The organism is Winogradskya humida, from assembly GCF_016862215.1.
Classification (GTDB): domain Bacteria; phylum Actinomycetota; class Actinomycetes; order Mycobacteriales; family Micromonosporaceae; genus Actinoplanes; species Actinoplanes humidus.
Genome location: NZ_BOMN01000088.1, coordinates 58,873 through 81,441, shown reverse-complemented (window position 1 = coordinate 81,441; position 22,569 = coordinate 58,873). Strand labels below are relative to the sequence as shown.

The 22,569-nt window shown below is 70.3% G+C and carries 24 protein-coding genes and 1 pseudogene; 12 read left to right on the top strand and 13 right to left on the bottom strand.

Going from position 1 to position 22,569, the window contains the following annotated elements; all coding sequences use genetic code 11:
• Positions 1-7: 7 nt before the first annotated feature.
• Positions 8-736, bottom strand: a complete 729-nt coding sequence (locus tag Ahu01nite_RS31540; protein ID WP_203840326.1) for a hypothetical protein — start codon at positions 734-736, stop codon at positions 8-10.
• Between the two features lie 213 nt (positions 737-949).
• Complete coding sequence (locus tag Ahu01nite_RS31535; RefSeq protein WP_203840325.1) at positions 950-1,702, bottom strand: TetR/AcrR family transcriptional regulator; 753 nt, start codon at positions 1,700-1,702, stop codon at positions 950-952.
• Positions 1,703-1,849: 147 nt separating this feature from the next.
• Between Ahu01nite_RS31535 and Ahu01nite_RS31530 the strand changes: the two genes are divergently transcribed.
• A complete protein-coding gene (locus Ahu01nite_RS31530) occupies positions 1,850-2,461 on the top strand; it encodes a flavodoxin family protein (RefSeq protein ID WP_203840324.1) in 612 nt (203 codons plus the stop codon).
• Positions 2,462-2,475: 14 nt separating this feature from the next.
• On the opposite strand, the gene Ahu01nite_RS31525 is transcribed toward Ahu01nite_RS31530, so the two are convergent.
• From Ahu01nite_RS31525 to Ahu01nite_RS31510, 4 genes are all read right to left on the bottom strand, one after another.
• Positions 2,476-5,631 (bottom strand): AfsR/SARP family transcriptional regulator, encoded by a 3,156-nt coding sequence (locus Ahu01nite_RS31525; RefSeq protein ID WP_203840323.1) that lies wholly within the window; start codon positions 5,629-5,631, stop codon positions 2,476-2,478.
• A gap of 396 nt (positions 5,632-6,027) precedes the next feature.
• Positions 6,028-7,026 (bottom strand): SEC-C domain-containing protein, encoded by a 999-nt coding sequence (locus tag Ahu01nite_RS31520; RefSeq protein ID WP_203840322.1) that lies wholly within the window; start codon positions 7,024-7,026, stop codon positions 6,028-6,030.
• 52 nt (positions 7,027-7,078) lie between these two features.
• Positions 7,079-7,552: a hypothetical protein gene (locus tag Ahu01nite_RS31515; RefSeq protein WP_203840321.1), complete on the bottom strand. Its 474-nt coding sequence runs from the start codon at positions 7,550-7,552 to the stop codon at positions 7,079-7,081.
• Positions 7,549-9,474: a glycoside hydrolase family 9 protein gene (locus Ahu01nite_RS31510; protein ID WP_239159298.1), complete on the bottom strand. Its 1,926-nt coding sequence runs from the start codon at positions 9,472-9,474 to the stop codon at positions 7,549-7,551. Before Ahu01nite_RS31510 ends, Ahu01nite_RS31515 begins: the two co-directional genes overlap by 4 nt.
• A 353-nt stretch (positions 9,475-9,827) precedes the next feature.
• Between Ahu01nite_RS31510 and Ahu01nite_RS31505 the strand changes: the two genes are divergently transcribed.
• Positions 9,828-10,016: a hypothetical protein gene (locus tag Ahu01nite_RS31505; RefSeq protein WP_203840319.1), complete on the top strand. Its 189-nt coding sequence runs from the start codon at positions 9,828-9,830 to the stop codon at positions 10,014-10,016.
• A 29-nt stretch (positions 10,017-10,045) separates the two neighbouring features.
• Here Ahu01nite_RS31505 and Ahu01nite_RS31500 read toward each other — a convergent pair whose 3' ends face one another.
• Positions 10,046-12,268, bottom strand: coding sequence for a putative bifunctional diguanylate cyclase/phosphodiesterase (locus Ahu01nite_RS31500; RefSeq protein WP_203840318.1), 2,223 nt, complete (start codon positions 12,266-12,268; stop codon positions 10,046-10,048).
• Positions 12,269-12,392: 124 nt separating this feature from the next.
• Between Ahu01nite_RS31500 and def the strand changes: the two genes are divergently transcribed.
• Positions 12,393-12,932, top strand: coding sequence for a peptide deformylase (gene def / locus Ahu01nite_RS31495; protein ID WP_203840317.1), 540 nt, complete (start codon positions 12,393-12,395; stop codon positions 12,930-12,932).
• A 33-nt stretch (positions 12,933-12,965) separates the two neighbouring features.
• On the opposite strand, the gene Ahu01nite_RS31490 is transcribed toward def, so the two are convergent.
• Entirely contained in the window at positions 12,966-13,307 is a 342-nt protein-coding gene (locus tag Ahu01nite_RS31490) for a PadR family transcriptional regulator (protein WP_203840316.1), read from the bottom strand.
• A 214-nt stretch (positions 13,308-13,521) separates the two neighbouring features.
• A complete protein-coding gene (locus tag Ahu01nite_RS31485; protein WP_239159290.1) occupies positions 13,522-14,109 on the bottom strand; it encodes a TetR/AcrR family transcriptional regulator in 588 nt (195 codons plus the stop codon).
• A 167-nt stretch (positions 14,110-14,276) separates the two neighbouring features.
• On the opposite strand from Ahu01nite_RS31485, the gene Ahu01nite_RS31480 reads away from it, so the two are divergent.
• Positions 14,277-15,725 (top strand): MFS transporter, encoded by a 1,449-nt coding sequence (locus Ahu01nite_RS31480; RefSeq protein ID WP_203840315.1) that lies wholly within the window; start codon positions 14,277-14,279, stop codon positions 15,723-15,725.
• 54 nt (positions 15,726-15,779) lie between these two features.
• Here the strand turns inward: Ahu01nite_RS31480 and Ahu01nite_RS31475 are convergent, their stop codons facing one another.
• Entirely contained in the window at positions 15,780-16,469 is a 690-nt protein-coding gene (locus Ahu01nite_RS31475) for a hypothetical protein (protein WP_203840314.1), read from the bottom strand.
• 165 nt (positions 16,470-16,634) lie between these two features.
• Here Ahu01nite_RS31475 and Ahu01nite_RS31470 point away from each other — a divergent pair, with 165 nt between their 5' ends.
• Together Ahu01nite_RS31470 and Ahu01nite_RS31465 are read left to right on the top strand one after the other, a co-directional pair.
• Positions 16,635-16,910: a hypothetical protein gene (locus Ahu01nite_RS31470; protein ID WP_203840313.1), complete on the top strand. Its 276-nt coding sequence runs from the start codon at positions 16,635-16,637 to the stop codon at positions 16,908-16,910.
• 144 nt (positions 16,911-17,054) lie between these two features.
• A complete protein-coding gene (locus tag Ahu01nite_RS31465; protein WP_203840312.1) occupies positions 17,055-17,276 on the top strand; it encodes a hypothetical protein in 222 nt (73 codons plus the stop codon).
• Positions 17,277-17,506: 230 nt separating this feature from the next.
• Here the strand turns inward: Ahu01nite_RS31465 and Ahu01nite_RS50715 are convergent, their stop codons facing one another.
• Positions 17,507-17,923 (bottom strand): hypothetical protein, encoded by a 417-nt coding sequence (locus tag Ahu01nite_RS50715; protein WP_239159289.1) that lies wholly within the window; start codon positions 17,921-17,923, stop codon positions 17,507-17,509.
• An 88-nt stretch (positions 17,924-18,011) separates the two neighbouring features.
• Positions 18,012-18,542, bottom strand: a pseudogene (locus tag Ahu01nite_RS51885) (PrsW family glutamic-type intramembrane protease); the annotation flags it as partial.
• A 76-nt stretch (positions 18,543-18,618) separates the two neighbouring features.
• Here Ahu01nite_RS51885 and Ahu01nite_RS51880 point away from each other — a divergent pair.
• From Ahu01nite_RS51880 to Ahu01nite_RS31435, 5 genes are all read left to right on the top strand, one after another.
• On the top strand, positions 18,619-19,200 hold the full coding sequence (locus Ahu01nite_RS51880) for a hypothetical protein (RefSeq protein ID WP_203840310.1): 582 nt from the start codon (positions 18,619-18,621) through the stop codon (positions 19,198-19,200).
• A 106-nt stretch (positions 19,201-19,306) separates the two neighbouring features.
• Positions 19,307-19,585 (top strand): hypothetical protein, encoded by a 279-nt coding sequence (locus Ahu01nite_RS31450; RefSeq protein WP_438874845.1) that lies wholly within the window; start codon positions 19,307-19,309, stop codon positions 19,583-19,585.
• Between the two features lie 6 nt (positions 19,586-19,591).
• Positions 19,592-20,179 (top strand): hypothetical protein, encoded by a 588-nt coding sequence (locus Ahu01nite_RS31445; RefSeq protein WP_203840308.1) that lies wholly within the window; start codon positions 19,592-19,594, stop codon positions 20,177-20,179.
• A gap of 238 nt (positions 20,180-20,417) precedes the next feature.
• Complete coding sequence (locus Ahu01nite_RS31440) at positions 20,418-21,011, top strand: RNA polymerase sigma factor (RefSeq protein WP_203840307.1); 594 nt, start codon at positions 20,418-20,420, stop codon at positions 21,009-21,011.
• A gap of 52 nt (positions 21,012-21,063) precedes the next feature.
• Entirely contained in the window at positions 21,064-21,594 is a 531-nt protein-coding gene (locus tag Ahu01nite_RS31435; protein WP_203840306.1) for a hypothetical protein, read from the top strand.
• A 70-nt stretch (positions 21,595-21,664) separates the two neighbouring features.
• Here the strand turns inward: Ahu01nite_RS31435 and Ahu01nite_RS31430 are convergent, their stop codons facing one another.
• Positions 21,665-22,033: a VOC family protein gene (locus Ahu01nite_RS31430; protein WP_203840305.1), complete on the bottom strand. Its 369-nt coding sequence runs from the start codon at positions 22,031-22,033 to the stop codon at positions 21,665-21,667.
• A 58-nt stretch (positions 22,034-22,091) separates the two neighbouring features.
• Between Ahu01nite_RS31430 and Ahu01nite_RS31425 the strand changes: the two genes are divergently transcribed.
• Positions 22,092-22,541: a MarR family winged helix-turn-helix transcriptional regulator gene (locus Ahu01nite_RS31425; RefSeq protein ID WP_203840304.1), complete on the top strand. Its 450-nt coding sequence runs from the start codon at positions 22,092-22,094 to the stop codon at positions 22,539-22,541.
• Positions 22,542-22,569: the final 28 nt, after the last annotated feature.

Here is a 22,569-nt window from a genome sequence, read left to right as displayed (position 1 = left end):
CGAGTGGTCAGCCGGGCAGGCGGAGGTCCAGAATGCGGCCGAGTTGCGACAGGGCGCGCAGGTTGAGCCCGGTGGGGACGAGGCGCTTGGTGAGGATGTCGCCCCGATCGGTGATCGGGTTCTCGGCGTGGACCACCGCCCCGGATTGGGCTACGAAAGCGTCGGCCGCCTGCCCGGAGGCGTTCCGGTTGTTGCTGCCTCGAAAGAGCCACCACCCGGACAAGGACGTCGACGGCCGTCCGAGGGTGATGACCTGGGTGCCCGGTGGAAGGTTGCGCCGGGCGGCGTCGGCCGCGACCCATCTGCCGACGATCGCTGAATCCCAGGGTACGGTTTCCTGGCTGTACGGACGCACCTCGGCGGCCGGATCCCGGAACGTCATCGGCTTCCGGAAATCCAGGTAGGGGCAGAGCCGCGACACGAGTGGGTAGACCTCGTCCCCCGTTATGCCGTCGAGCCACATCGCGACCTGCAGCAGTCGTTCGATCGGATCGATGGTCGTCAGCTTGACCCCGATCTGCCGTTCCCGGGCCAGCGCGGCGGACCGCGCGTGCTGAGCACCGGCGCCCGTGCACCCCCGGCACCATCCGCCGGAGAGACCCACGCAGTCGGCACACCGATATTGGCCGCACTGGCCGCAGACGGCGCTGGCAAGCTTGCCGCATCCGCAGGTGGCGATGGGCTCGGCCGACGGATCGTAATACCGCTCGGTGCAGACGCCGACAGGTGTCATCATCGGCACGACCCGGCCCGGACCGACCAGGGTTGGGATCTGAGCCCACACCGTGGCACCGCATTCGAAAAGCCCGGGGAGGACACGAACCCGGGTGTCGTTCGGATGGCCCTCACCGCATCCCATGGTCCGACTATGGCAGCGTCCCTCACCGGGCCGCCACGGGAAATGGACAGCTCGGCCCGGCTTCACCCCCCAACGGTGCGCCGCCGGGGATCACCTGGCCAGGGTGCCGATCCACTCTCTGAGCAGCACGGCTTCGGCCGGGCTGAATCCGGCCTCCACCACCGGGTCGCCGGCACGGGCGTCGTTGCCCTCACCGATCGCCGCCAGGAGGGCCAGGGCCTGCCCGGCAATGGTCGGCCCGTCGCCGGTCGGTCCGGTGTCGCTGACGATCGAGGCGATTACCGTGTCGCACAGGCCGACCAGCGAGGCCGGGTCACGTTCGCTCTCCGGCTGCGAGAGCAGCAGCAGTACGGCGCCGGTCGTGGACGCCTCGATGTGCCGGGCGGCTGTCTCGACCGGGACGCGTAGCCGGCCCTGTTGCCGGGCCCGCTCGAGCAGGCGGCGAAGGATCTGCTCGTTCTCCTGCGCTGCGGCCGGGCGCCGGCCCGGGTGCAGGTTGCCGTACATCAACGCGTAGAACGCGGGGTTCCGCAGCCCGAACTCGACGTGGATGTCCCACCCGCGGCGAATGTCGTCGATCGCGTCCGTGCTGGGTTCCAGGGCCCGCTTCTCGGCCAGGTAGCTCTCGAAGACGTAGCTGGCCAGGGCGTCGAGCAGGCCGTCCTTGTCGCCGAACAGGCGGTACAACGTCGGCGTCTGCACCCCGGCGGCGATGGCGACCGCCCGGGTCGAGATGGCGGCGGGACCCTGCTCCCGGAGCAGGTCGGCGGCGGCCTGCAGGATGCGCGCGCTCTGCTCGCTGCGGTCGGTGGTGGCGACGGTCTCGGTTCTCGCAGCTGGCATGTGACGATGATAACGCCATCACGTTGACGATGGTATTAACGACGTAAACAGTTTAGCGTTGCCATCGTCAACAGGGCCGGTATCCGGACATGACCGGGACCTCGTCCGTGCGCGAATCTCGCTGACCCAGAACACGAACGGAAAATCATGCCCCAGATCTCAGTCGCCATCGCCTACACCTCCGGGTACGGTCACACCCGCGAATTCGCCACCAGCGTCGCTGACGGTGCCCGTTCGGTGGCCGGGACGAGCGTCGACCTCGTCGACGTCGCCGCCATCACCGACGCCGGTTGGAGCACGCTCGGCAGCGCCGACGCGGTCATCTTCGGCACCCCGACCTACATGGGCAGCGCGTCGGGCGCCTTCCATGCCTTCGCCGAGGCCTCCTCCAAGCCCTGGATGCAACGGTCCTGGCAGGACAAGCTCGCCGCCGGCTTCACCAACTCCGGATCGATGAGCGGTGACAAGCTGCACACCCTGCAGTACCTGGCGCTGCTCGCCGCGCAGCACGGCATGCACTGGATCAACCTCGGACTCCTGCCCGGCTGGAACACCACCACCGCCAGCGAGCACGACGACAACCGTCTCGGCTTCTACCTCGGAGCAGGCGCCCAGTCCTGGAACGACCAGGGCCCCGAGGCGGCGCACAAAGCCGACCTGAGCACCGCCCGCCACCTCGGCCGGCGCGTTGCCACGGCGGGCCACATCTTCGCCGCAGGAAACTCCGTCACTACAGCCGGACCGATCGCGATCGACTAGGAGGGAAAGCCACGTCACCCACGAACCACGGCGACGGCTGCTGCGGTGTCCAGCTCCCAGCCCTGCGCGTACGCAGTGGCGAAACCCTCCGGGCCCAGCGCGGCCTGCCCGCGTTCGGTGAGTTCGCGGACGTGCGGGTCGGTGTGGTCGTGGGTGCCCCGCAGCCGGGCGGCGGCGCCGAGCAGCATGGCTGACCGCTCTCGCAACCCGCGCGCGTCGGCGAGGGCGGCCTCGTTCACCGTCACCGGCGACAGGATCGGCAGTTCCCGCGTCGCCAGCGCGGCGGCGTACGCCTCCTGTAGTGCGCTGTCCGCGCCGGACAGGTCACCCCGGGCCAGGCAGAGAGCGGCCCGTGCGTTGCCGACCAGGGCCTGGGCGTGGGAGGCGGACGATCCGGGCTCGGTGTCGTGGAGCAGGTCTGCGGCTCGGTCCAGGTCGCCGAGGCGCACCCGATAGCCGGCCTCGGTGGCGTCGACGAGGACCAGCATCGGCGCCGAAGAGGCTTGCAGCGCACGGGAGCGTGCCGCGTCGAGCATGGCGAGCGCGCGGCCGGTGTCGCCGCGGCGGGCGTACAGGTCGATCCAGCGCAGGTCGCTGTAGAGCTGGTCGCCGAGGCTGAGCCGGCCGAACTCGCCCGCCAGGGCCCGGGCCTCGCGCAGATCGGCCAGGGCGCCGTCGAGGTCGTCGTAGCGTCGCAGCTGGGCGCGCATCGGGAGGGTGGCGGCCTGCCCCCAGCCGTCGCCGGCCTGCCGGAAGCGGGCCAGGGAAGCCTCCACATGGGAACGCATCCGGGTCAGGTCGCCCATGTTCTCGGCGATCTCCGCCTGGAACATGTGGGCCAGCCCGGAGAGCCACGTGTCGTCGCCGTCGGCGAGGAGCCGGAAGGTGGCGAGGGCGGTGTGTTCGTCCTGCAGGAAGAGCAGGACCGGGCCGAAGACGCGGTAGTGGCTCGGGAGTTCCGGATGGGCGAGCAGCCGGTCGGCGAGGTCGCGCATCTCGATCCGGTCGGCCGCGGCCTGGTCGGCGGTGATTCCGGAGAGGATGTCCGCGCGGTTGAGCAGGTAGACGGCCCGGGCGCAGTCGCGTTCGGGGGTCGGGGTGCCGCCGGGGATCGCGAGTGCCTCGCCGAGCCAGTAGAAGCCGTCGGTGTGGTGGCCGAACATCTGCCAGTACCAGGTCAGGGCCAGTGCGAGATTGATTGCCCCGGCGGAGTCGCGGGTGGCGCACAGGTGGCGCAGGGCGGCGAGCGTGTTGTCGTACTCAGAGCTGATGACCTTCATGGCGGCAAGCTGGGACGGACCGCGCAGCTGGGCGTCGTGCCAGGTCGTGAGAGCGGTGAAGTGTACGGCGGCCAGGTCGCGGACCGCGCCGAGTTCACCGGTGCCGGTCAGGCGGTCGATGCCGTACTCCCGGATGGTTTCGAGCATGCGATAGCGGCCCGCGCCGGGCGCGAGCTGCAGCAGTGACCGGTCCACGAGGGTGGCGAGCAGATCGGGGATGTCGCCGGCGGGCACCGCCGTCCCCGCACAGACCGCGGTGGCCGAGGCCGTGGTGACGCCGCCGGGAAGAACCGAGATCCTTTCAGCGACCGTACGCTCATGCCCGGTCAGCAACTCCCAGCTCCAGGCGATGGCTGCGCGCAGCGTCCGGTGTCGCGGCGGTGCCGTACGGCTGCCGGTGGTGAGCAGCCGGAACCGGTCGGACAGCCCGTCGGCGAGGTCCGGGAGCGCCAGGGTCCGCAGCCGGGCGGCGGCCAGCTCAAGAGCCAGGGGCATGCCGTCCAGGCCGCGCACCACGCGCACGATGTCGGGCACCGTGGACTCGTCGACGGCGAAACCGGGTCGTACGGCAGCGGCCCGCTCGGTGAACAGGCGCACCGCAGCTGCCCCGCGGGCCTGCTCGACGCCGTCGTCCGGGCCGGGCAGGGCGAGGGGGGCGAGCGGCACGAGCGTCTCGCCGTCGACCGCGAGGGGTTCCCGGCTGGTGGCGAGCACCCGCAGGCCGGGGCAGCGTCGCAGCAGTGCCTCGACCAGGTGGGCCACGGCGTCGATCAGGTGCTCGCAGTTGTCGGCCAGCAGCAGGACCTCCCGGCCGCCGAGCTCGTCTACGAGGATGTCCAGCTCGTCACCGCCGCCCCGGCCCCGGGCACCCCGCAGCCCGATCGCGGCGAGCAGGGCGCCGGCGATCTTCGCTGTCTCGGTGACGGGCGCGAGATCGACGAGCCATACACCGTCGCGGGCGTCCTGGCGGCGGGCGGCTTCCAGCGCGAGCCGGGTCTTCCCGGCGCCCCCGGGACCGAGGACGGTGACCAGGCGTGCGGTGGTGAGCAGGGTGCCGATGCGCTCGAGCTCGTCGTCGCGGCCGATGAAGCTGGTCAGCGGCGCGGGCAAGGGGGAGCGGGAACCGGCGGGGGCGGAAGTCGAACGCAGCAAACGCAGGTGGCGATCCCGCAGCGCGGTGCCCGGGTCAGCGCCGAGCCCGTCGGCCAGGGCTTCCCGGACCCGCTCGTAGACAGCGAGCGCCTCGGCCTGCCGCCCCTGAGCGGCGTACGCGTCCATCAGCAACGCGGCCGCGCGCTCGTCGGCGGGGTGCTCGGCCAGCACCCCGGCCAGCCGGTCCGCGGCGGCCTCGGCCTGCCCGAGCGTCAACTCCGCGTCGGCCAGATCGGCAACCGTCTCGACCGACAACTGCGCCAGCCGGGTCGCCACCGCGGGCGCGACCGCGGCGATCACCGGAGGCTCGGCGCCGGGTCGCCCACCCCACAAAACCAGAGCCTCGGTGAGCGCGGCGCTCGCGGCCTCCGGGTCACCTGCCCGTAGCCGCTCCCGCCCGGTCGCGGTCAGCTCCTCGAACCGCAGCGCGTCCACATCGGCTGGTGCCACCGCCAGCCGGTAGCCGCCCGCGACCTGCTCGATCGCATCGCCGGCCGGAAATGCCGGGGCGAGGGCACGTCGGAGCCGGGACACGAGGGCCTGCAGGGCCGCCGACGGATCGGCCGGTGGCTCCTCACCCCAGATCGCCCCGATCAGTACGCCCGGATCAACCGCCCGCCCACCACCGAGCGCCAGCCGCACGAGCAGTCCCTGCAACCGGGCCCCGGCAACGCTCAGGACGGCGTCACCGGCAGCCACCCGGAACGTGCCGAACATCGTGATGCGAAGACCGCCCATGGTCCTGATCCTCCCGCCCGCGACCGCTCGCCCGCACATCAGGGGCGGCGGCGTCCTCCGGCCCCGATCGGCATCGACGCAGGATGATCGATCAAGCCGTCGGCATCACGCAGAGGTAGGTTGTGTGCAATTTAGTTGTGCACAACTAAATTGTGCGCAATTTAATTGCCCACAACCTAACTGCGCGTAAAAAAAGCGGCCCCACCGCAAAGGGGGGCCGCCTTATGAAACTCAACGGGAACGCGACAGGCGCGCCGCTTTGCCAGGCTTAGCGTGACGGGCGGGCCCGCTTTGCCAGGCTTAGCGTGACGGGCGGGCCTGCTTTGCCAGGCTTAGCGTGACGAGTGCGGCCGTTTGGTGGAGCTTAGGGCGACAGGCCGGCCCGTGAGGTGAAGCTCAGCGGGAGCGCGGCAGGCAGCACTTCTTGTACTTGTTGCCGGAGCCGCACCAGCACGCCCCGTTGCGCTCCGGGGGCCACGTGATCTGCCCGGCCCGTGTGGCCTGCTGGCGGGCGTAACCGGCGCGGGTCTTCGCGTCGGTCGGGTCGTTGTCGCTGCCCGCGAAGCCGGTCAGGCCGGTGACCGTGGCGGGGAGCAGCGTCAGCCCGCTGCGCCCGGCGGATGTCAGGCGGACGAGTTCGCGTTCGAGGTGGGCGCGGTGGTCGTCCCAGGTCGCGCCGTACGGCTGGGCGAGGGCGGGCCAGGTGGACAGCATGCGGTCGAACTCGGGCTGGGGCCAGAACAGCAGGTCGTCGGCGGGCTCGGCGGCTGCGCGGGCGGTGGTGGCGGCGAGTTTGTTCTCGAGGCGGTCGGCCAGGTTGTCGTTGGTGTCGTGGGGGAGGCCGAGGGTGTGGCGGACGCGGTGGCGTTGCTGGAGCAGGAAGAAGGTGAGGCCCGCGTCGTCGGCGCTGGTGGGCTCGGTGGCGCGGCCGGCGAGGGCCTTCTTCACGGCCTCGGTGAGCCACTGCTCGGCGACGATGACCTTGCTGCGGCCACCGGCGGCCAGGGCTGCGGTGACATACGCCGCGGCGTCCGGGGCCTCGGTCAGCAGGGGGCGCAGGGCCTCGAGCTCGGCGAGGGCCTCGTCGTCGCGGCCGGAGCGGAACAGCAGGCGGGCGTGCAACGCGTGGGCCGCGCCGGCCTTGCTGTCGTCCGGTGTGGCGTATGAGGCGATGGCTCGTTCCGCGTAGCCGAGGGCGGCGTCGAGCTTGGAGCGGCTCTCGGCGATCTCGGCGGCGAGGGTGAGCGCGTGACCGGCGTCGTCGGGATCGGCGAGACGGCCCGTTTCGGCGGCGTCGGCCAGATCGGCGGCGATGCCCAGCGGATCGGCGGCGCCAAGGGCGGCTTGCCGGATCTCGGTCAGGTCAGCGCTGGTCAGGTCAGCTTTTGTCGGCACATCGCCACGCTACTGCGCACAGCGTACCGATGTCGGTTGATCTAAGTCTCATTCATGAAAGCCCGCGGCGGTCCAGGGCGTGGAGGGTGGCGTAGGTGACGGCGCCGTAGATCAGGTGGGGGACCAGGTCACTGGCCCAATCCGTAGCTGACCAGCTGCGCGGTTCGGTCACCCGCAGTTTGGCCATGGACACGTCGGTCGAGGCCATCGCTGTCACTCCGGCGAGGAGCGCTCCTACGGGTACGGGTGGACGCACACCGGCACCCCGCAACAACCCGAACGCCGCGCCGATCCCGACTCCCGTGAGGATGCCGGTGAGGCTGCCGAGGCCACTGACCCTGTTCCGCCGTTCATCCCCGGCGCCGGGCACCGTGACGGGGAGCCGGTCCTCGATGGCCTCGACGGTGCGTTCGGGAGTCTGGCTGGCGGCCCGGCCACGCACCACCATGTCGACGTAGGTCGCCGCGTTCAATGCGGCCGTGCCCGCGGCGCCCGCTGCCGCTCCGGCGAGGAATCCCGTGTTCATGAACCAGGTGTTCCCGGGGACGTCGCCGTCAAACGGCTGATGAGGGCGAAGGCGAGCAGCCCGGTGGCGGTGAAGTCGATCGAGGGCTCGTTGGTGGCGGAGACCCGGGTGTCGTCGACGTAATGGGCATCATCGCGGTCGAACGCGGCCAGAGAGCCCGTCGCGCAGGGGCTGGGTTCCGGGTCGTCGAGCAGTTCGTGGACGCGGTCCGCGTCGTTGGGGCCGTTGACCACGGCACCGGTCATCCGCGCGGACGTCCCGGCCAGGGAGGCGATCTGGTCGTGCGGGCATCGGGGGTACGTCGTCCCGGCCCCGACGACCAGCGAGGTGCCCCACCCGTTGGCGCCGAGGACCACTCCGCGCTGGGCCGTCGCGAACGCCGCGTACCTGTCGTCGTGGAACGTGTGCTGGTAGAGCTCTGCCGCCGCGGTGAACCCGAGTTGCCGCGCGGCGTAGTCGGATCCGCCGTTCCCCGCGGCCGCGCTCATCGGGTTCCCGGCGGCGGCTTTGACGCCCGCCTCGAGGCGGCGCTCCAGATCGGCGCGCAGAGCGTCGGCACCGGCTCCCGGGATGCGGGCCAGCTCAGCGTCGGCTCCGGGGATGAGGGCGAGCCCGGCTGCTCCCGGGATTCGGGCCAGTTCAGCGTCGGCGAGGACGCTCACGTCGTACACGGAGAGCGTTTCTGTGCCGCCGTCCTCCAGATAGCCGGACGCCCAGCTCACGGCCGTCCGGAGCCATTCCGCCGCTCGGGGGTCGCCGAGGCCGGCGCCGGCGAGGGCGAGTTCGGTGGCGCCGAGGGCCATGTCGTCGGCCCAGCTGTCCTCGGGATAGAAGCTGCGGGGTTCTGCGGTGACCAGGGTGTCCCCGTCGGTGGAGGCCGCGTCGTAGACCTGTGCGGCGATCGTCAGGTAGCGCGTGGCGAGGGCCCGGTCGGTGCCGGTCTGGACCTGGGCGGCGAGGGCGAACGCGGCGGCCACCCGGCCGGCGAGGTTCGGGCTCAGCGGTTCTCCGGAGGCCGCGGCGCGGAAGACCGGCCGGTACCGCTGGAAATACTGGTCGTCGCCGGGCTGAACGTCGAGCTGGTCGTCGGCCTGGGGGAGCCGCCACGTGTCGTGGTCGCCCAGGAACGAGCCGCTCAGGCCGCTGCCGATGCCGACCTGGGTGTAGAGGACCCCGGCCTGCGGGTTCCACATCTTGGTGAGCCAGTCCAGGCCGTGCCGGGTCTCTGCCGCCAGGCCGTCCACGGCCATGCCGTCCCGCTGCACCACGAGCATGGCGATCAACGCGTACGCCGTGGTGTGCGTGAACTTCAGGAAGTCCCCGGCGTCGTACCAGCCCCCTTCCACGTCGACGGGCCCGCCCGACACGGTCAGCTCCCCGGTCAGGGTCCCGTCGTCGTCGAAGTCCGGTGTCTCGTAGATCGTCGCCGCCCGGTCCGCCAGATGCGCCGGCTGTCGCTGGAACGGCCCGCTGATCTGATCGGCGCCGTCGCGATGCGCCTGGAAATAACCGACGGCGTCCCGGACCAGGGGATCGAAGAGCGAGTTCCCCACCCGGAAGGGTACGGACTCCGCGCGCACGCCGCCCTCGACGCGGATCCGGTACGTGCCCGGCTGGGTCAGCGCGCTGAGGTCGACCGGGCGTACGTCGGGGAACCGGTCGTTCCAGCCGTCGCGGCGGGCACCGATCGTGGCGTTCAGCACCTTGTCACCCGATGCGTCGATCACCGTCGCCCGTGCCCCGGCGGCGTCGCGCGGGGCCATCAGGACCGCGATCTTCTGCTCGCCGGGGGCGTACCCGACCTGGTCGACCCGGACGAACGCGTCCGCCTCCGGGTGGTTCCTGCCGCACGAGCCCACCGGCAGGAGCACCGCGACCAGCGGCAGCACGAGCAGGCGGCGGAGCCGGGTTCCCAAGACCATCACGACGATGCATTCTTGTCGCTGCCGAACTACGCGAGACGGACATTTTGTACGAGCCGCTCGCGGTTGGGTTGTGTGCAATTTAGTTGTGCACAACTAAATTGCACACAACTAAATTGGGCACAACCTAACGGCGCGTGACCGCAGTGAGGTGACGGCATCGGTAGGTGACAATGAGGCATGTCTTTCGCGACTGCGCTGGCTCTTCACCCCGGTGGCGGCGCGCACCTGCAAGCTTCGACATGCGTCTCCCGGATGACCATGGCCAGGGCCTTCTTCGGAATCCTCAGCCGCCAAGACATCCGCAGGGCTACCCCTCGGCCCTCGACCGTCGACACCATCGGAGAGCAACCATGAGCCGCCGCCGCTACGTGGCACGGGGAGTACCCGGCGGTTACCGGATCTGGGACAACAGAGCCGGCCGCTGGTGGGGCGAGCTCTACCAGCTCTGCCCCGACGATCTGCTGACCGAGCTCAACAGCGACGCCGACTACGAGACGATCACCGCCCTGCTGAAGAGGTATCGGGCCTCGAAGCGATAGCGCCAGAGCTGCGCGCCGACTCCACACCATCAAGCCCGCGCTCGCTCCGTCAGCGACGCCGTGAACTCGGCCGCCGGCATCGGCCGCGCGAAGAGGTAACCCTGCGCGACCGAGCACCCGAGCAACTGCAGCTCCGCGACCTGAGCCGTCGTCTCGATACCCTCAGCGACCGTGCTGAGCCCGAGCACCTGAGCCAGCCGGATCACGGCCTCGGCCACACCGGCACCACGCGTCGTGCCGTCGAGCTTCGCCACGAAACTGCGGTCGATCTTGAGGACGTCGACCGGGAGCTGGGTGAGCAGGTGGAGTGAGCTGTAGCCCGTACCGAAATCGTCGACCGCGACCCGGATGCCGTGCCGGCGCAGGGCCTCCAGGGCGGGGATGGCGACCTCCTCGTCCACGATGGCCGACTCGGTGATCTCCAGGACCAGCGCCTCGGCGGGCAGCCCGGTGCGGTGCAGGACGGTGATCACGTCGCCGAGGAACGAGTGTTCCTGCAGCTGACGGGCCGAGACGTTGACGCTCGCGTAAAGGTCGCCCGCGCCCGACAACCGCCACTGCTGCACCTGGCGGCACGCCTGCTCCAGGACCCAGTGGCCGATGCCGGTGATCGCGCCGGTGCGTTCGGCGATCGGCACGAACTCGGCCGGGGAGATCGGGCCGAGGACCGGGTGGTCCCAGCGCAGCAACGCCTCGACGGCGACCGGGTCGCCGGTGCTCAGATCGACCAGCGGCTGGTACGCGAGCCCGAACTGCCCGTCCCCGGCCGCCGTCACCAGCGCGTCGGCGAGGGCGGCGTCCCGGTCGCGCCGGTCGGTCATCTCCGGGTGGAACATGCGCCAGCCGTGCGTTCCGGCGCGCTTCGACTCGTACATGGCGACGTCGGCCCGATGCTGCAGTTCCTTGGCGGTGTCGCCGGGCCGGGACAGCGCCATGCCGATGCTGCAGCGGATCGTGACCCACTCGCCGCCGATCTCCAGCGGGTTGCCGGCGAGGGTCGCGAGCACCCGCTCGGCGACCGCGACGGCCTCGCCCTCGTTCGTGACCCCGCTCAGCAGCACCACGAACTCGTCACCGCCGACCCGGGCCGCCACATCACCGCGGCGCACCGTCGCGCGCAGCTGCCGGGCGAACTCGACCAGCACCCGGTCCCCGGCGTCGTGCCCGAGCCGGTCGTTGACCTGTTTGAAGCCGTCTAGGTCGAGCAGCATCAGCGCGGCCGGATCGCGGCGCTGCTCGGCCCGGTCGAGGGCCTGGCGCATGCCGGTGAGGTTCGCGAGGCGGGTGAGGGTGTCGGTGACGTTGATGCGACGGCTGTCCTTCAACGAGATCAGCTGGCGTACGGCGAGCGCGGTGGTCATCGCCGTCTGGCCGATCGTCAGCCCGCCCCAGAACAGGAAAGCGTGTTCACGGATGGTGACGACGACCAGGAGAATGTTGCCGAAGCCGACCGCCACGTACGGCAGCCGCGTCGACCAGTCGGGCATCCGGGCGGTCGCGGGCAGGTCGTCGTCGGTCGCCGCCGAGCACTGCTGCATGGCGGCCACGGTCATGATCAGTGAGGCGAGGACCAGGCTGGCCGAGGCGAGCGGGGAGTGCTCGGCCTCCCGGCCCTGGACGCGCAGAGCCGAGAACGCGGTGTCGGCGATCGAGTAGAGCAGGATGCCGCCCAGCAGCACGATCAGCGGCCGGTTGAGCCGGGCCACCGCGCCCCGCAGAAGCACCGCGCTGACCGCGACGAGCAGCAGCAGGGTGCCCAGCGGGTAACCGACGTCGTAAAGCCAGCGCAGATCCGGTTCGGTGCGCACCGAGCGGGCCAGCACGAAATACCAGACCAGGATGAAACCGCTGCTGAGTACGGTGACCACCTCGGCGATGAACGCCAGGCGCTCGCGGGCATCGAGGCGCTGAGCCGACACCGACAGCGCGGCGCCGGTCAGGCTCAGGAACATGCTCAGCCCGCACAGAACCGCGACCCAGAACCACGGTGCCCGGCCGGTGACCTCGTTGACAGCGAAGCTGATCGTGCTGGCCAGCGAGAGACCGCGGCCGGCGGCCGCCAGCAGCCAGGTGGTCCGGGTGGCGGTCCCGCGGGCGGCCCTGATGCTGTACGCGAGCCCGAGCGCATCGAGCGCCAGCAGCGACACCCCGAGCACAGCGGTACGCGCTGCCGGGCTGGTCAGCGCCACGCCCTGCCCGAGCACGGTGAGAGTGATGAGCCCCAGCGCACTGCGGGGCAGCCGTCCGAGCATCGACCCGTCCTCCGCCGTAGTGGTTTCTCACGCGTCTCATCGGTCGGCAGCGGCCCATCTCACAGCCGTCGTGACTGTTGCACCCGATCTGCAACCGTCGTGGCGGCGCCGTATTTTGGACACCATGACTGTTCTGCCCATCCGGCTCGTCGGCGATCCGGTGCTGCGCGAGGCCGCCGTGCCCGTCACCGACTTCGACGCCGAGCTGCGCAAGCTCGTCGACGACCTCAGCGAGACCCTGACCTCCACCGGCGGCGCCGGGCTGGCCGCCCCGCAGCTCGGCGTCGGCCTGCGGGTCTTCGCGCTGAACCCGAAGATCAGCGACGGCGAGTTCGACCACCTCGTCAACCCGGTGCTCGAGTTCCCCGACGAGGAGGACCAGGACGGCCCCGAGGGCTGCCTCTCCATCCCCGGCATCTACCTCGACACCCGCCGCCGGATGAACGTCGTCGCCAAGGGCTACACCAAGCACGGCGACCCGATCCAGCTCGTCGGCGAGGGCCTGCTGTCACGCTGCGTGCAGCACGAGACCGATCACCTCGACGGCGTACTCTTCATCGACCGCCAGCGCCCCGAACAGCGCGACCAGCTCCTCGCCACGATCCGCGCGGCGGCCTGGGCCGAGGGCCTGCCGATCCCGGAGATCCGCACCAGCCCCCACTGATCTCGCCCGGGGGCTCAGGTCACGCCCGGTGACTCAGGCCGTGGCGCCTCCCAGGGTGTGCCGCGCCTTCAGCCGGCGGTCGGCGATGGTGGCCTGGCTGCGCAACCGGTCGCTCTCCTCGCCGAGGCGGCGCTCGCCGAGCCCGGTCAGCCGGTAGTAGCGGCGCAGCCGGGACTGCACGACCTCTTCCCGGTCGACCTCGATCAGGCCCTCACCGCGCAGCCGGTCCAGCGCGGCGTAGAGGGTGCCGGCCCGCAACCGGACCCGCCCGTCCGTCATCCGCGCCACGTCCTCGATCACCGCGTAGCCGTGCTGGGGATCCCCGGCCAGCGCGGTGAGCACGAGAAAGGTCGGCTCACGCATCGGTTCGCTCATAGCTGCAAGCATATACCGATGATCGGTACGTCGAGCACGTCGGCGATCACCGATCGGATGACCGTTCGGCCCCGGTCGACCGGCCCGTCCTGACCGATCGGACCACGGCGACCGACCCGATTGGACGGTCGCGGTATCCATCGAGTATCGTTGTCCCTACGCCGTTGCGAGTTCTTCCCCCGTGGAATTCGCAGCGGCGCTTTAATTTGCCCCGCTACCCCGGTGTGTGGTCGATCCACTCCGCGGCGACGGCGAGCAGGATCTCCTCGAGCTGGGCGAGCGGGTCAGCCGGCGGCGAGCGGAAATACTCGTCATACCAGACCCGGAACGCCCCCACGGTCGCCACGACCCGCAGCCGCAGCCGCCAGTCCACCTCACGCGGCTCCGGCCCCCGGGCCGCCACCAGCGCGGCGATCTCGCTCTCCTGATCGGGGCGCATCCCGACGCTGGTCACCCGCAGATGCTGCGACCCCTGGACCACGAACCGCAGCCCGGCCAGCCAGTCGTGATGATCGATCGCGAACCGGCCCAGCTCCAGCATCGCCAGCCGCAGCACCTCGGTGTCCGGCGGCCCGCCCGGCGCCGCCGCCAGGTAGTCGATGACCAGCCGGCCCATCAACCGCACCGGCTCGGCGACCACGTCCTCCTTGCTGGCGAAATACCGGTGGAACGTACGCGGTGCGATGTCCGCCGCCGCGCAGATGTCCGTGACCGTCACGTGGTCGTACCCACGCTCGACGAACAGCCGCCACGCGGCCGCCACCGTCGAGGCCCGGGCCTCCTCGCGTTTGCGGTCCCTCAACGTAGTGATGAGCGCGCTCCCTCTCGCCGTTCCCGATCCCTGCTTCTGGCCAGTGTGATGCCGCTCTCAGAACCGCCGTGCAGCCATCTCGCTGCAACATGCAAGTGGCACTGTCTGCCTCGTGGCACATCCTGCCAACTCCTGCTTTCCGATGTTGGAGCCTCCTTATGTCCCGAGCCGCCGAACTCGCCGCCCCGGCCGCGGCCCCCGTACCGGCGAAGGGGTCCTGGTCCGGCCGGCAGATCGCCGTCGTGCTGGTGATCGGTCTCGCCGCGCTGATGGTCTCACTGACCCAGTCGCTGCTCATCCCGGTCATGTCCGAACTCGGCGCCGAACTCAACGCCTCGGCCGACGGCATCGCCTGGATCTTCACCTCGACCCTGCTCGTCGGCGCCGTCGCCGTCCCGACCTTCGGCCGCCTCGGTGACCTCTACGGCACCCGCAAGATGCTGCTCGTCGCCCTCGGCGCCCTGATCGCGGGCTCACTCATCTGCGCCCTCTCCACCAGCCTGCCGATGATGATCGCCGGCCGTGCGGTCGTCGGCCTGTCCGCCGCGACCATCCCGCTCGCCATCAGCCTCGTCGGCGTGATCCTGCCCCGCGAGCACGCCGGCTCGGGCATCGCCCTGATCAGCGCCATGCTCGGCGTCGGCGGCGCCCTCGGCCTCCCGCTCGCGGGCCTCGTCGCCCAGTACGCCGACTACCACGTCCTGTTCTGGATCTGCGTCGTCGGCGGCATCCTGGTCGTCCCCGCGATCCTGCGCATGGTCCCCGAACCGGACCGCACCGCCAAGGGCACGATGGACATCCCCGGCACCCTGCTGCTGGCCGCCGCGATGCTGTCCCTGCTGCTCCCGCTCGCCCAGGGCGAATCCTGGGGCTGGACCGACCCGCTGACCATCGGTCTGCTGATCCTCGCCGTGGTGCTGCTCGCCGCGTTCGTCCTGCTCGAACTGCGCCTCAAGTCCCCGCTGGTCGACGTGCGGACGAGCGCCCGTCCCTCGGTTCTGCTGACCAACCTGGCATCGCTCTGCGTCGGCTTCGCCCTCTTCGCCACCCTGATCGGCACGGCCTCCTACGTCCAGGCCCCGGCCGCGACGGGCTACGGCTTCGGCTCGTCCATCCTGGTCGGCGGTCTCTGCATGCTCCCCGGCGGCCTGATGATGCTGCTGCTCTCCCCGGTCTCGGCCAAACTCAGGCCGCGCACCGCCCTCACCGTCGGCGCCCTGATCATCGCCGCCGGCTTCGGCACCCGCATCATCCTCACGGACCACCTCTGGCAGGTCATCCTCGGCGCCACCATCGCCGGAGCCGGCACCGGCATCGCGTACGCCGCCATGCCCGGCCTGATCATGCACGCCACCCCCCGCTCCGAACTGGCCGCCGCCAACGGCCTGAACACCCTCTTCCGCAGCGTCGGCAGCTCCCTCGCCAGCGCCATCGGAGGCGCCATCCTGGCCGCCCAGACCATCACCCTGGCCGGCCACGCCCTCCCGTCCCTCACCGCCTACCGCACCCTGTTCGCCATCTGCGCCGGCGCGGCGGTCCTGGCCGCAGCCCTCGCCACGGTCATCCCGCGCTCCTCCACCACCGCGGACGCCGCCCTCACCGACTGACAGCGCACTCCTCCTTTTTCGCCGGTCATGCCGCGAAAGGGGAGGAGTGCGTCGCTACCGGCCCGGGGTGTCCGAGCCGACACAGATGCGAAAGCCGTATTTCTTGGCCTCGCCCCGGTATTCGGCCTCGATGTCGGAGGCACTGCTCAGGAACTGTTCACCGGTCACCGCCTGACCGACCTTGAAAGCGCCGGCCGATTGCAGGAAGACGTCGTTCGCCCGGGTCCGTTGCGCGAAGAGGTCAGTCAGCAGGTCGTCGTCCGCGGGCGGGCGGCTCAGGGCGGCGATGGTGTCCAGCAGCCTCTGGTTACCGGTGGTGATCGTGGTGAGCCAGGCGCCGAAGTCTCTGGGCTCCTGGGACCGGTCCGGCATGGCTGTGGCGACGTCGCTGCGATGGTCCGCGCACGCCTTCTCGGCCTCCGCCAGGAAGGTCGCCTTCGAGGTGCCGCGGCTCGGGACCGGGCTGGGATCCCCGCTCGGCGTCACCCCCGAGGTCGCCTCCGTCGTCCGGGAAGCCGACTGATTTCCCGTTTTCCCGGAATGGGATTCGCTTTTCTTGTCATCAATGGCGAATCCCACCGCGGCGGTGGCGACGACGATCAGGGCGAGTGCCATGACGACCCGCCTCGCCCCGCCTCGTTCCGGGCTGGCCCAGCCGGGCCGGTCGAGCCAATTCGCCAGCACTCCGCCGACGACGGTGGTGGCCGCCCCGGCCAGCACCAGAATGATCAGTATGGACATCACGGATACATGGTGCCAGCCGATATCGATCATTGTCGGTGCGGCATATGATCGATTCCATAATTCGATTTAACGGTGATCCTTCTGATCCTTCGCCGGTTGCGATCCGTACGAGTTGTCACGCCGGCAGCGAGTGCATTGATCTACCGACAGAAAGGACGGAACGCGATGCTCGATCTTCTTCTGGAGTTCCTCTTCGACGAGGTCGGAGAGCTGGTGGGCGACGCCGTGGGCAGCGTCGTGGAGGCGGTCACCGAGGCATTCAGTGACTCCGCGGCGGACGCCGGATCGGCCGTGACAGCCATGGACCTGCCGATCGACGGGCCCGTCGAGCTGCCGCTGGACACACCCGCGGAGGGCGGCGGCATGATGGCTGCCATGGACGGCGGCATCTCACCGGACCGGTTCGATCCGGCGCCCGTGATGGGAGCGTTCCGGCCCTGATGAAACACCCGGCGACCGGCGCGGCAATGCTGACCACACCGGTCGCCGGGTGCACCGGCGGAGCGCGTCCCGCCACCGGACGGATAGTTCACGTCGCCATTCGGAGGAGCGGATGCCGGGGCGGTGAGAATCTGCGGCGTCGTCATGATCGCATTGGTGGATCTCGCGGCAACGAACGATGTCCTGGGAATATTCACCAGGATATCGAGCCGTGGACCGGAAGATGTGATGGCCTCTGTCGACGATGCCTATGCCGCCGTGCCGGTGCTGTTCTACACGCATCACTTGCAGCGCTCTGTTGACCGGGCTACGCAGCGCGTGGGTCGGGTGATTGTTTCGGTAGACGGAGCGTGTTCAACCTGGTAGGCGTGGCAGTGTTCGCTCGGCGAGATCCAAGGACTCACGGTCAGCCTGGACGCCGCGCGGTCCAAGCTTGAGACGCTCGATCACCGGCCTGCGTCTTCTCTTGCGGTCGGCCTTGGAATGCCCGTGATTCGCCGACAGCACCGGGGGATTCCGTCAGCTTGCTGACGTGATTCCTGCCGCGCGGGGGTGGTCTCGCCGGTGAGAGCCACCCCCGCGGCGTTAGCGGTCGCTCAGGCGGGGGAGGCGCGCAGCCGGGTGATCTCGGCGCGGGCGTGTTCGACGTCGCCGGTGTCGCGGCCGCCGGCTTCGGCGATCTGCTCGGCGAGGTCGTTGGCGGCGGTGAGGATGTGTTTGGCGCGCTGTTTCTCGTGGTGGCCGTGCTGGGCCTTGCGGTAGTGGCGGCGGGTCCGCCAGCCGCCCGCGGCCGCGGTGACCTCTGCCTCGGTCAGTAGCCCGGTCTCGGTTTCGGGCGCGAGGATGTCGCGGAGCCAGGCTTGTTCCTGCGGGACGGCGAGCCGGAACGCCAGCCACAGCAGGAGCAGGTCGGCGATCGGCATGACGACGACCATGAGCAGCAGCACCCCGGCACCACCAGCGAGCAGGTAGCCGAGCGCGCCCATGCTGTCCCAGCAGCCATGCGCGATCATCGCGGCGATCATCAGCAGCAGGCCCCGCAGCCCGGCGGGGGCGGTCGCCGCGGCCGAGCAGCCACATGATGCCGGGACAGAACACCGCGCTGAACAACACGTGGGCGAACAGCCCAGTGGCGCTACGGGTCGTCACGATCTGCCAGGCCGAGCCGACCTGGTCGGCACCGAAGTTCACCGCGGTGTTGTTGAACGCGTAGAGGACATCTTCGCAGATCTGGAACCCGAGGCCGATGAACGCGCCGATGATGAGCCCGTCGAACGGACTACGCACCAGTGTGCGGGCCAGGCCGAGCAGCAGGATCAGGCCGAGGGCTTTGCCGATCTCCTCGTTGATCGGTGCGGTCAGCCCGGCACCCCAGTCGTTGACCCAGGCCTGCCCGGACGCCTTGCCGTACAGCGACAAGAACGCCCCGTTTGCCGGCAACGCGATCCAGAACGTGGCCGCGGCGGCACCCCACACGAAAGCCGCGGCCAGCAGGCCGGAGGGCTGGCGGGTATAGCGGTTGTGGTAGGCCAGCAGGACCAGCCACGGGATGGTGTAGATCGCGAAGGCCAGCGCCCCGGTGCCCAGACCGACGCCGTACGCGCCGGCGCCCGCACCGTAGTACTGGACCATTCTCCAGATCCCGGCGGCGACGCCGAGCGCGTACACCCAGAAGCACAGGTTGCGGGGCTGCAGAAGCTTGAACGGTATGAGCGGAGAGCTGGTTGCCGGCCCCGACCACCTGGATCACCAGGCCCCGGCCGTCCGGCAGAACGTAGGCGGCGGTGATCCCGTCGTTGGAAGTGTCGGTGTAGGTCTCCACCACCCCGACGATGCCGCCGGCCGCGTTCACCGCGCCGCGACTGCCATCGGTGTACACGGGCTTGTCCTCGGACTTGCTGTCATTACGGTTGATCTGGTCCAGCAACGCGTTCGCATCACCGGTGAACGGTGCGACCTGGGCCTGCGCGCTGACCCCGTCGTCGGTCAGCGTCGCCGACGACGAGCCGGCGCCGGGCTCCACCGTGCTCGCACCGACCAGCAGCCCGTCGACCACCTGCCACCCCACCGGCGGAGTCACCGTCAGACCCGCATCCAGGTTGAGCCGGTCACCGGCGCGGACCACATCGTGGCCGGCCACCGCGGAATCGATCAACGGGATGATCCCCCGCAACACGATCGCGATCGCGAAGACCACCAAAGCCGGCACCAAACTACGCCGATCCAGACCCAGCCAGCGCTGTTCGACCGGAACAAAGGCAGGCCGCGCCGCGTGCCGCCCCCCGTGTGAGATCACCATGACGCCACTCTCATACACACCGTTCGCCACCGGTTAAGCGGCGAGACGCTGCACCGGTCCGAGGTGGAATCGGTCCGGCGGGAGGTCGCCGCGCTGGATGTCCGCGACGGGCACACCGTGCTGGAGATCGGCACGGGCTCCGGATATCCGGGTGCGCTGCTCGCCGCCGTTTCCGGGCCAACGGGGGAGGGTGACCAGTGTCGACGTCAGCGAGCATCTGGCCGGGTGGGCCAACCGCATGCACCATCAGCGGAATGTGACCACCATTGCCTGCCATGTCGCTGACGGGATGGGCGGGTTTCCGTGGAACGCTCCGTACGACCGGATCGTCGGATGGTGCACGCCACCGGAGTTGCCGCGGGCCTGGATCGAGTAGCTGGCCGTGCGCGGACGGATTGTGGCGTGCCTGCCGGTTGCGGAGCTGCCGTCGTTGACGGTGATCGCCACGATCACCGTCAACGACGGGCGGCCCGTTGTCGAGGACGTGACCTTTGGCGGCTGTGCGCAGAGCACCGCGGCTGCTGTCGAGGACGTGCTGACCGTGCCCGCCCGCTGGGTGGACGGGAGCGCAGGGGCATCGTGGATCTCGATCGCCTGGCGAGAGCGCGACGACATCCTGCGGACCGGTGCCCGGACCACGCTCGACCTGCTCGTGGAGCCCGCGCACACCGAGGTCTGCCAGCATGCCCCGCTGGACTGGCGATCGTGGACAGCGTGGTGTTCGGCGCTCGGGGATCCGCAGCTCAGCGCCGCTTCCCTGCCTGACGGGACGCGGGCCGCCGGGCACACCACGACGACGTCGGCCGCGATGGCCGGGACCGATGGGGTGATCGTCGCCGACGGGCCGGGTCCGCCGTCACTCAGCGTCCTGCGAGGGTGGTTGCGGGACTGGGAGCGGGCCGGGCGGCCCGGTGCCGATGGATATCGGGGCGGGTTTGCGGGGCAGCGGCTGCGGCTGTTCCGGCGATGAGGGTGGGGGGCTCGCGGGGTCGTGACGGTGGGTCACTAGCCTGGGTCCGCTGATGGGGCGGGGTGGGACACCGGTTTCGGGGTCAGGGTCCACCGTGTCGTGTCGGTAACCGGGACATGTGTTTGGTCTAAGGTGAATTTGGTATATCTACGGTCGCCGATGGGCGTTCCGGGCGGGGACCCTGTGGACGGGGTGCTGCCGTGCGGGGCGTGGCGGGGCGGCGGCATCGGAGGAGACGATGAGCGACAGCGAGCCGGCCGACGACATGGCCCTGCTCGTCGGCAAGGCCCTCGGCGGTGATCATGCTGCCTGGAATCGGATCGTGGACCGCTACAGCGGCCGGGTCTGGGCCATCTGCCGGGTCCACAACCTGGGCCAGGCCGACGCGGCGGACGTCTTCCAGCAGACGTGGCTGCGTGCGCTGGAGAATCTCGCCGCGCTGCGCGACCCCGATCGGTTCGGTGCCTGGCTGGGCACGACCTGCCGGAACGAGGCCCGGGCGACGCTGCGGCGCGGCCGGCGTACGCAACCGGTGGACGACACGTGGCTGCTCGACCGCGAGGCCGGGCCGGACGGGGACCCGGAACGGCCGGTGCTGATGGCGGCCCGGGACTCGGAGCTCTGGGGGGCCTTCTCCCAACTGGGTACGCGCTGCCAGCAGGTGCTGCGGGTGCTCGTGGTCGACGCGGAGGACCGCCGCCCGTCGTACGAGCTGGCCGCCACCGCGCTGGACATGCCGATCGGAAGCCTCGGGCCGACGCGCAAGCGGTGCCTGAATCAGTTGCGCCGATTCCTGACAGAAGGTATCGACGGCGAAACTCGGGAATCGTGACAGTGACGAGCGCGCCACGCAACGCGTTTTCCCCCCGCCCCGAGGAGACACCGTGACCGAACCCATCGAGCCCGACGAGCTGTCGCCGGAGGACGGGCCGCTGCTGGCCCGGCTGGAGGCGATGTTCAGCGAGGCGGACCCGGCCCCGGCTGAGGCCGTGGCGCTCGCGAAGGCGAGTTTCATCCTGCGGTCCCTCGACGCGGAGCTCGCGGCGCTGGTGGAGGATTCGGAGAGCGAGTCGGCCGAGCCCGCGGGCAGCCGGGCGATGGCGGTGCGCGGGCCGGGTGCGGCACCCCAGCCGCGCCAGCTCACGTTCCAGGTCGTCGACGAGCGCGGCCACGACGAGGTGGTCATCGCGGTGCAGGTGGAGGCCGTCGGTGCCCGGCGCCGGCTCACCGGCCATCTCGCCCCCCAGGGCCCGGCAACCATCGAGGTACGCCAGACCGCCAGCGCCCAGGCCCGCAGCGTCGACGCCGACGGCCGTGGCCTGTTCATCATCGACGACGTCCTGCCCGGCCCGATGAGCCTCACCCTGCGCCGCGCCGGATCCCCCGCCGTCGCCACCCAGTGGACCCTCGTCTGACAGATCACCGACAATCCACCTCTTCGCTGTGGAGGACGCAGGTCCCTGCGGCGAAGAGGTCGAGCTCGGTTCAGGCGCGGTCGTGCAGGGTGATCTGGTAGCCGTCGGGGTCGGCGAACGTGAACGTGCGCCCGAACGGGCCGTCGATCGGCGCGGAGACGATGGTGTGACCGTCGGCGGCGAGAGCGTCGTGAATGTCCTGCACGTCGGTGGCGTGGAGCCAGATCGCCGCACCGATGCCGGGCTGGGCGGCGGAGGCGAGGTCGGTGCCGGGAACGATGTCGCGGAGTGCGAACGCGATCGGCTTCGTCTCGAAGACCACGGCGTGCGGCGGGCCGGCCGGCGAGCGGACGAGGCCGAGGTACTGCTCGTAGAACGCCTGAGAGGTGGCGAGGTCGCGCGCCTGCAGCGAGATGAAGTCGGGTCCGGTGACGGGCATGTGAGGCTCCTTCGTATGTGTCAGTTAACTGACATGGAGCTTATGTCAGAATGCTGACATGAGTCAAGACAACGCCGGCGTCGACCTGGAGACGTCACTGGGCTACCTGCTGAAAGAGGCGTCGAGCGCCCTGCGTGCGGCCATGGAGGAAGCGCTGCGCCCGTTCGGGATGAACGTCACGCGCTACGCCTGCCTCGAGCTGCTGGCGCAACGGCCGGGCTTGTCGAACTCCGAGCTCGCGCGGGGCGCGTTCGTCACCCGGCAGTCGATGAACGTGCTGCTCCAGGCCCTGGAACGGGAGGGCTACGTCACCCGGCCCGCCGAGGCGCCCGTGGGGAAGGTCCTGCCCACGCGTCTCACGCCGCTCGGCCGGCGGAGCCTGGAGAAGGCCACCGCGGCGGTCCGGTCCGTCGAGGTCAGAATGCTGACCGGCATGACCGGCACCGAGCAGTCAGAAGCGTTCCGGCTCCTGCGAAGCATGATCCGATCCCTGCGCGACGCCGGCTAACCGCAAAACCGGACCAAAGGCGACGCCG

Excerpts from the sequence above, each read along its gene's own strand:
- Ahu01nite_RS31535 (WP_203840325.1), bottom strand. The coding sequence starts at position 1,702 with ATGCCAGCTGCGAGAACCGAGACCGTCGCCACCACCGACCGCAGCGAG.
- def (WP_203840317.1), top strand. The coding sequence starts at position 12,393 with ATGACTGTTCTGCCCATCCGGCTCGTCGGCGATCCGGTGCTGCGCGAG.
- Ahu01nite_RS31465 (WP_203840312.1), top strand. The coding sequence starts at position 17,055 with ATGATCGCATTGGTGGATCTCGCGGCAACGAACGATGTCCTGGGAATA.
- Ahu01nite_RS31515 (WP_203840321.1), bottom strand. The coding sequence starts at position 7,552 with ATGAACACGGGATTCCTCGCCGGAGCGGCAGCGGGCGCCGCGGGCACG.
- Ahu01nite_RS31430 (WP_203840305.1), bottom strand. The coding sequence starts at position 22,033 with ATGCCCGTCACCGGACCCGACTTCATCTCGCTGCAGGCGCGCGACCTC.
- Ahu01nite_RS31500 (WP_203840318.1), bottom strand. The coding sequence starts at position 12,268 with ATGCTCGGACGGCTGCCCCGCAGTGCGCTGGGGCTCATCACTCTCACC.
- Ahu01nite_RS31490 (WP_203840316.1), bottom strand. The coding sequence starts at position 13,307 with ATGAGCGAACCGATGCGTGAGCCGACCTTTCTCGTGCTCACCGCGCTG.
- Ahu01nite_RS50715 (WP_239159289.1), bottom strand. The coding sequence starts at position 17,923 with ATGATCGCGCATGGCTGCTGGGACAGCATGGGCGCGCTCGGCTACCTG.
- Ahu01nite_RS31440 (WP_203840307.1), top strand. The coding sequence starts at position 20,418 with ATGAGCGACAGCGAGCCGGCCGACGACATGGCCCTGCTCGTCGGCAAG.
- Ahu01nite_RS31530 (WP_203840324.1), top strand. The coding sequence starts at position 1,850 with ATGCCCCAGATCTCAGTCGCCATCGCCTACACCTCCGGGTACGGTCAC.
- Ahu01nite_RS31470 (WP_203840313.1), top strand. The coding sequence starts at position 16,635 with ATGCTCGATCTTCTTCTGGAGTTCCTCTTCGACGAGGTCGGAGAGCTG.
- Ahu01nite_RS31505 (WP_203840319.1), top strand. The coding sequence starts at position 9,828 with ATGAGCCGCCGCCGCTACGTGGCACGGGGAGTACCCGGCGGTTACCGG.
- Ahu01nite_RS31540 (WP_203840326.1), bottom strand. The coding sequence starts at position 736 with ATGATGACACCTGTCGGCGTCTGCACCGAGCGGTATTACGATCCGTCG.
- Ahu01nite_RS31525 (WP_203840323.1), bottom strand. The coding sequence starts at position 5,631 with ATGGGCGGTCTTCGCATCACGATGTTCGGCACGTTCCGGGTGGCTGCC.
- Ahu01nite_RS31450 (WP_438874845.1), top strand. The coding sequence starts at position 19,307 with ATGTCCGCGACGGGCACACCGTGCTGGAGATCGGCACGGGCTCCGGAT.
- Ahu01nite_RS31510 (WP_239159298.1), bottom strand. The coding sequence starts at position 9,474 with ATGGTCTTGGGAACCCGGCTCCGCCGCCTGCTCGTGCTGCCGCTGGTC.
- Ahu01nite_RS31425 (WP_203840304.1), top strand. The coding sequence starts at position 22,092 with ATGAGTCAAGACAACGCCGGCGTCGACCTGGAGACGTCACTGGGCTAC.
- Ahu01nite_RS31480 (WP_203840315.1), top strand. The coding sequence starts at position 14,277 with ATGTCCCGAGCCGCCGAACTCGCCGCCCCGGCCGCGGCCCCCGTACCG.
- Ahu01nite_RS51880 (WP_203840310.1), top strand. The coding sequence starts at position 18,619 with ATGAGCGGAGAGCTGGTTGCCGGCCCCGACCACCTGGATCACCAGGCC.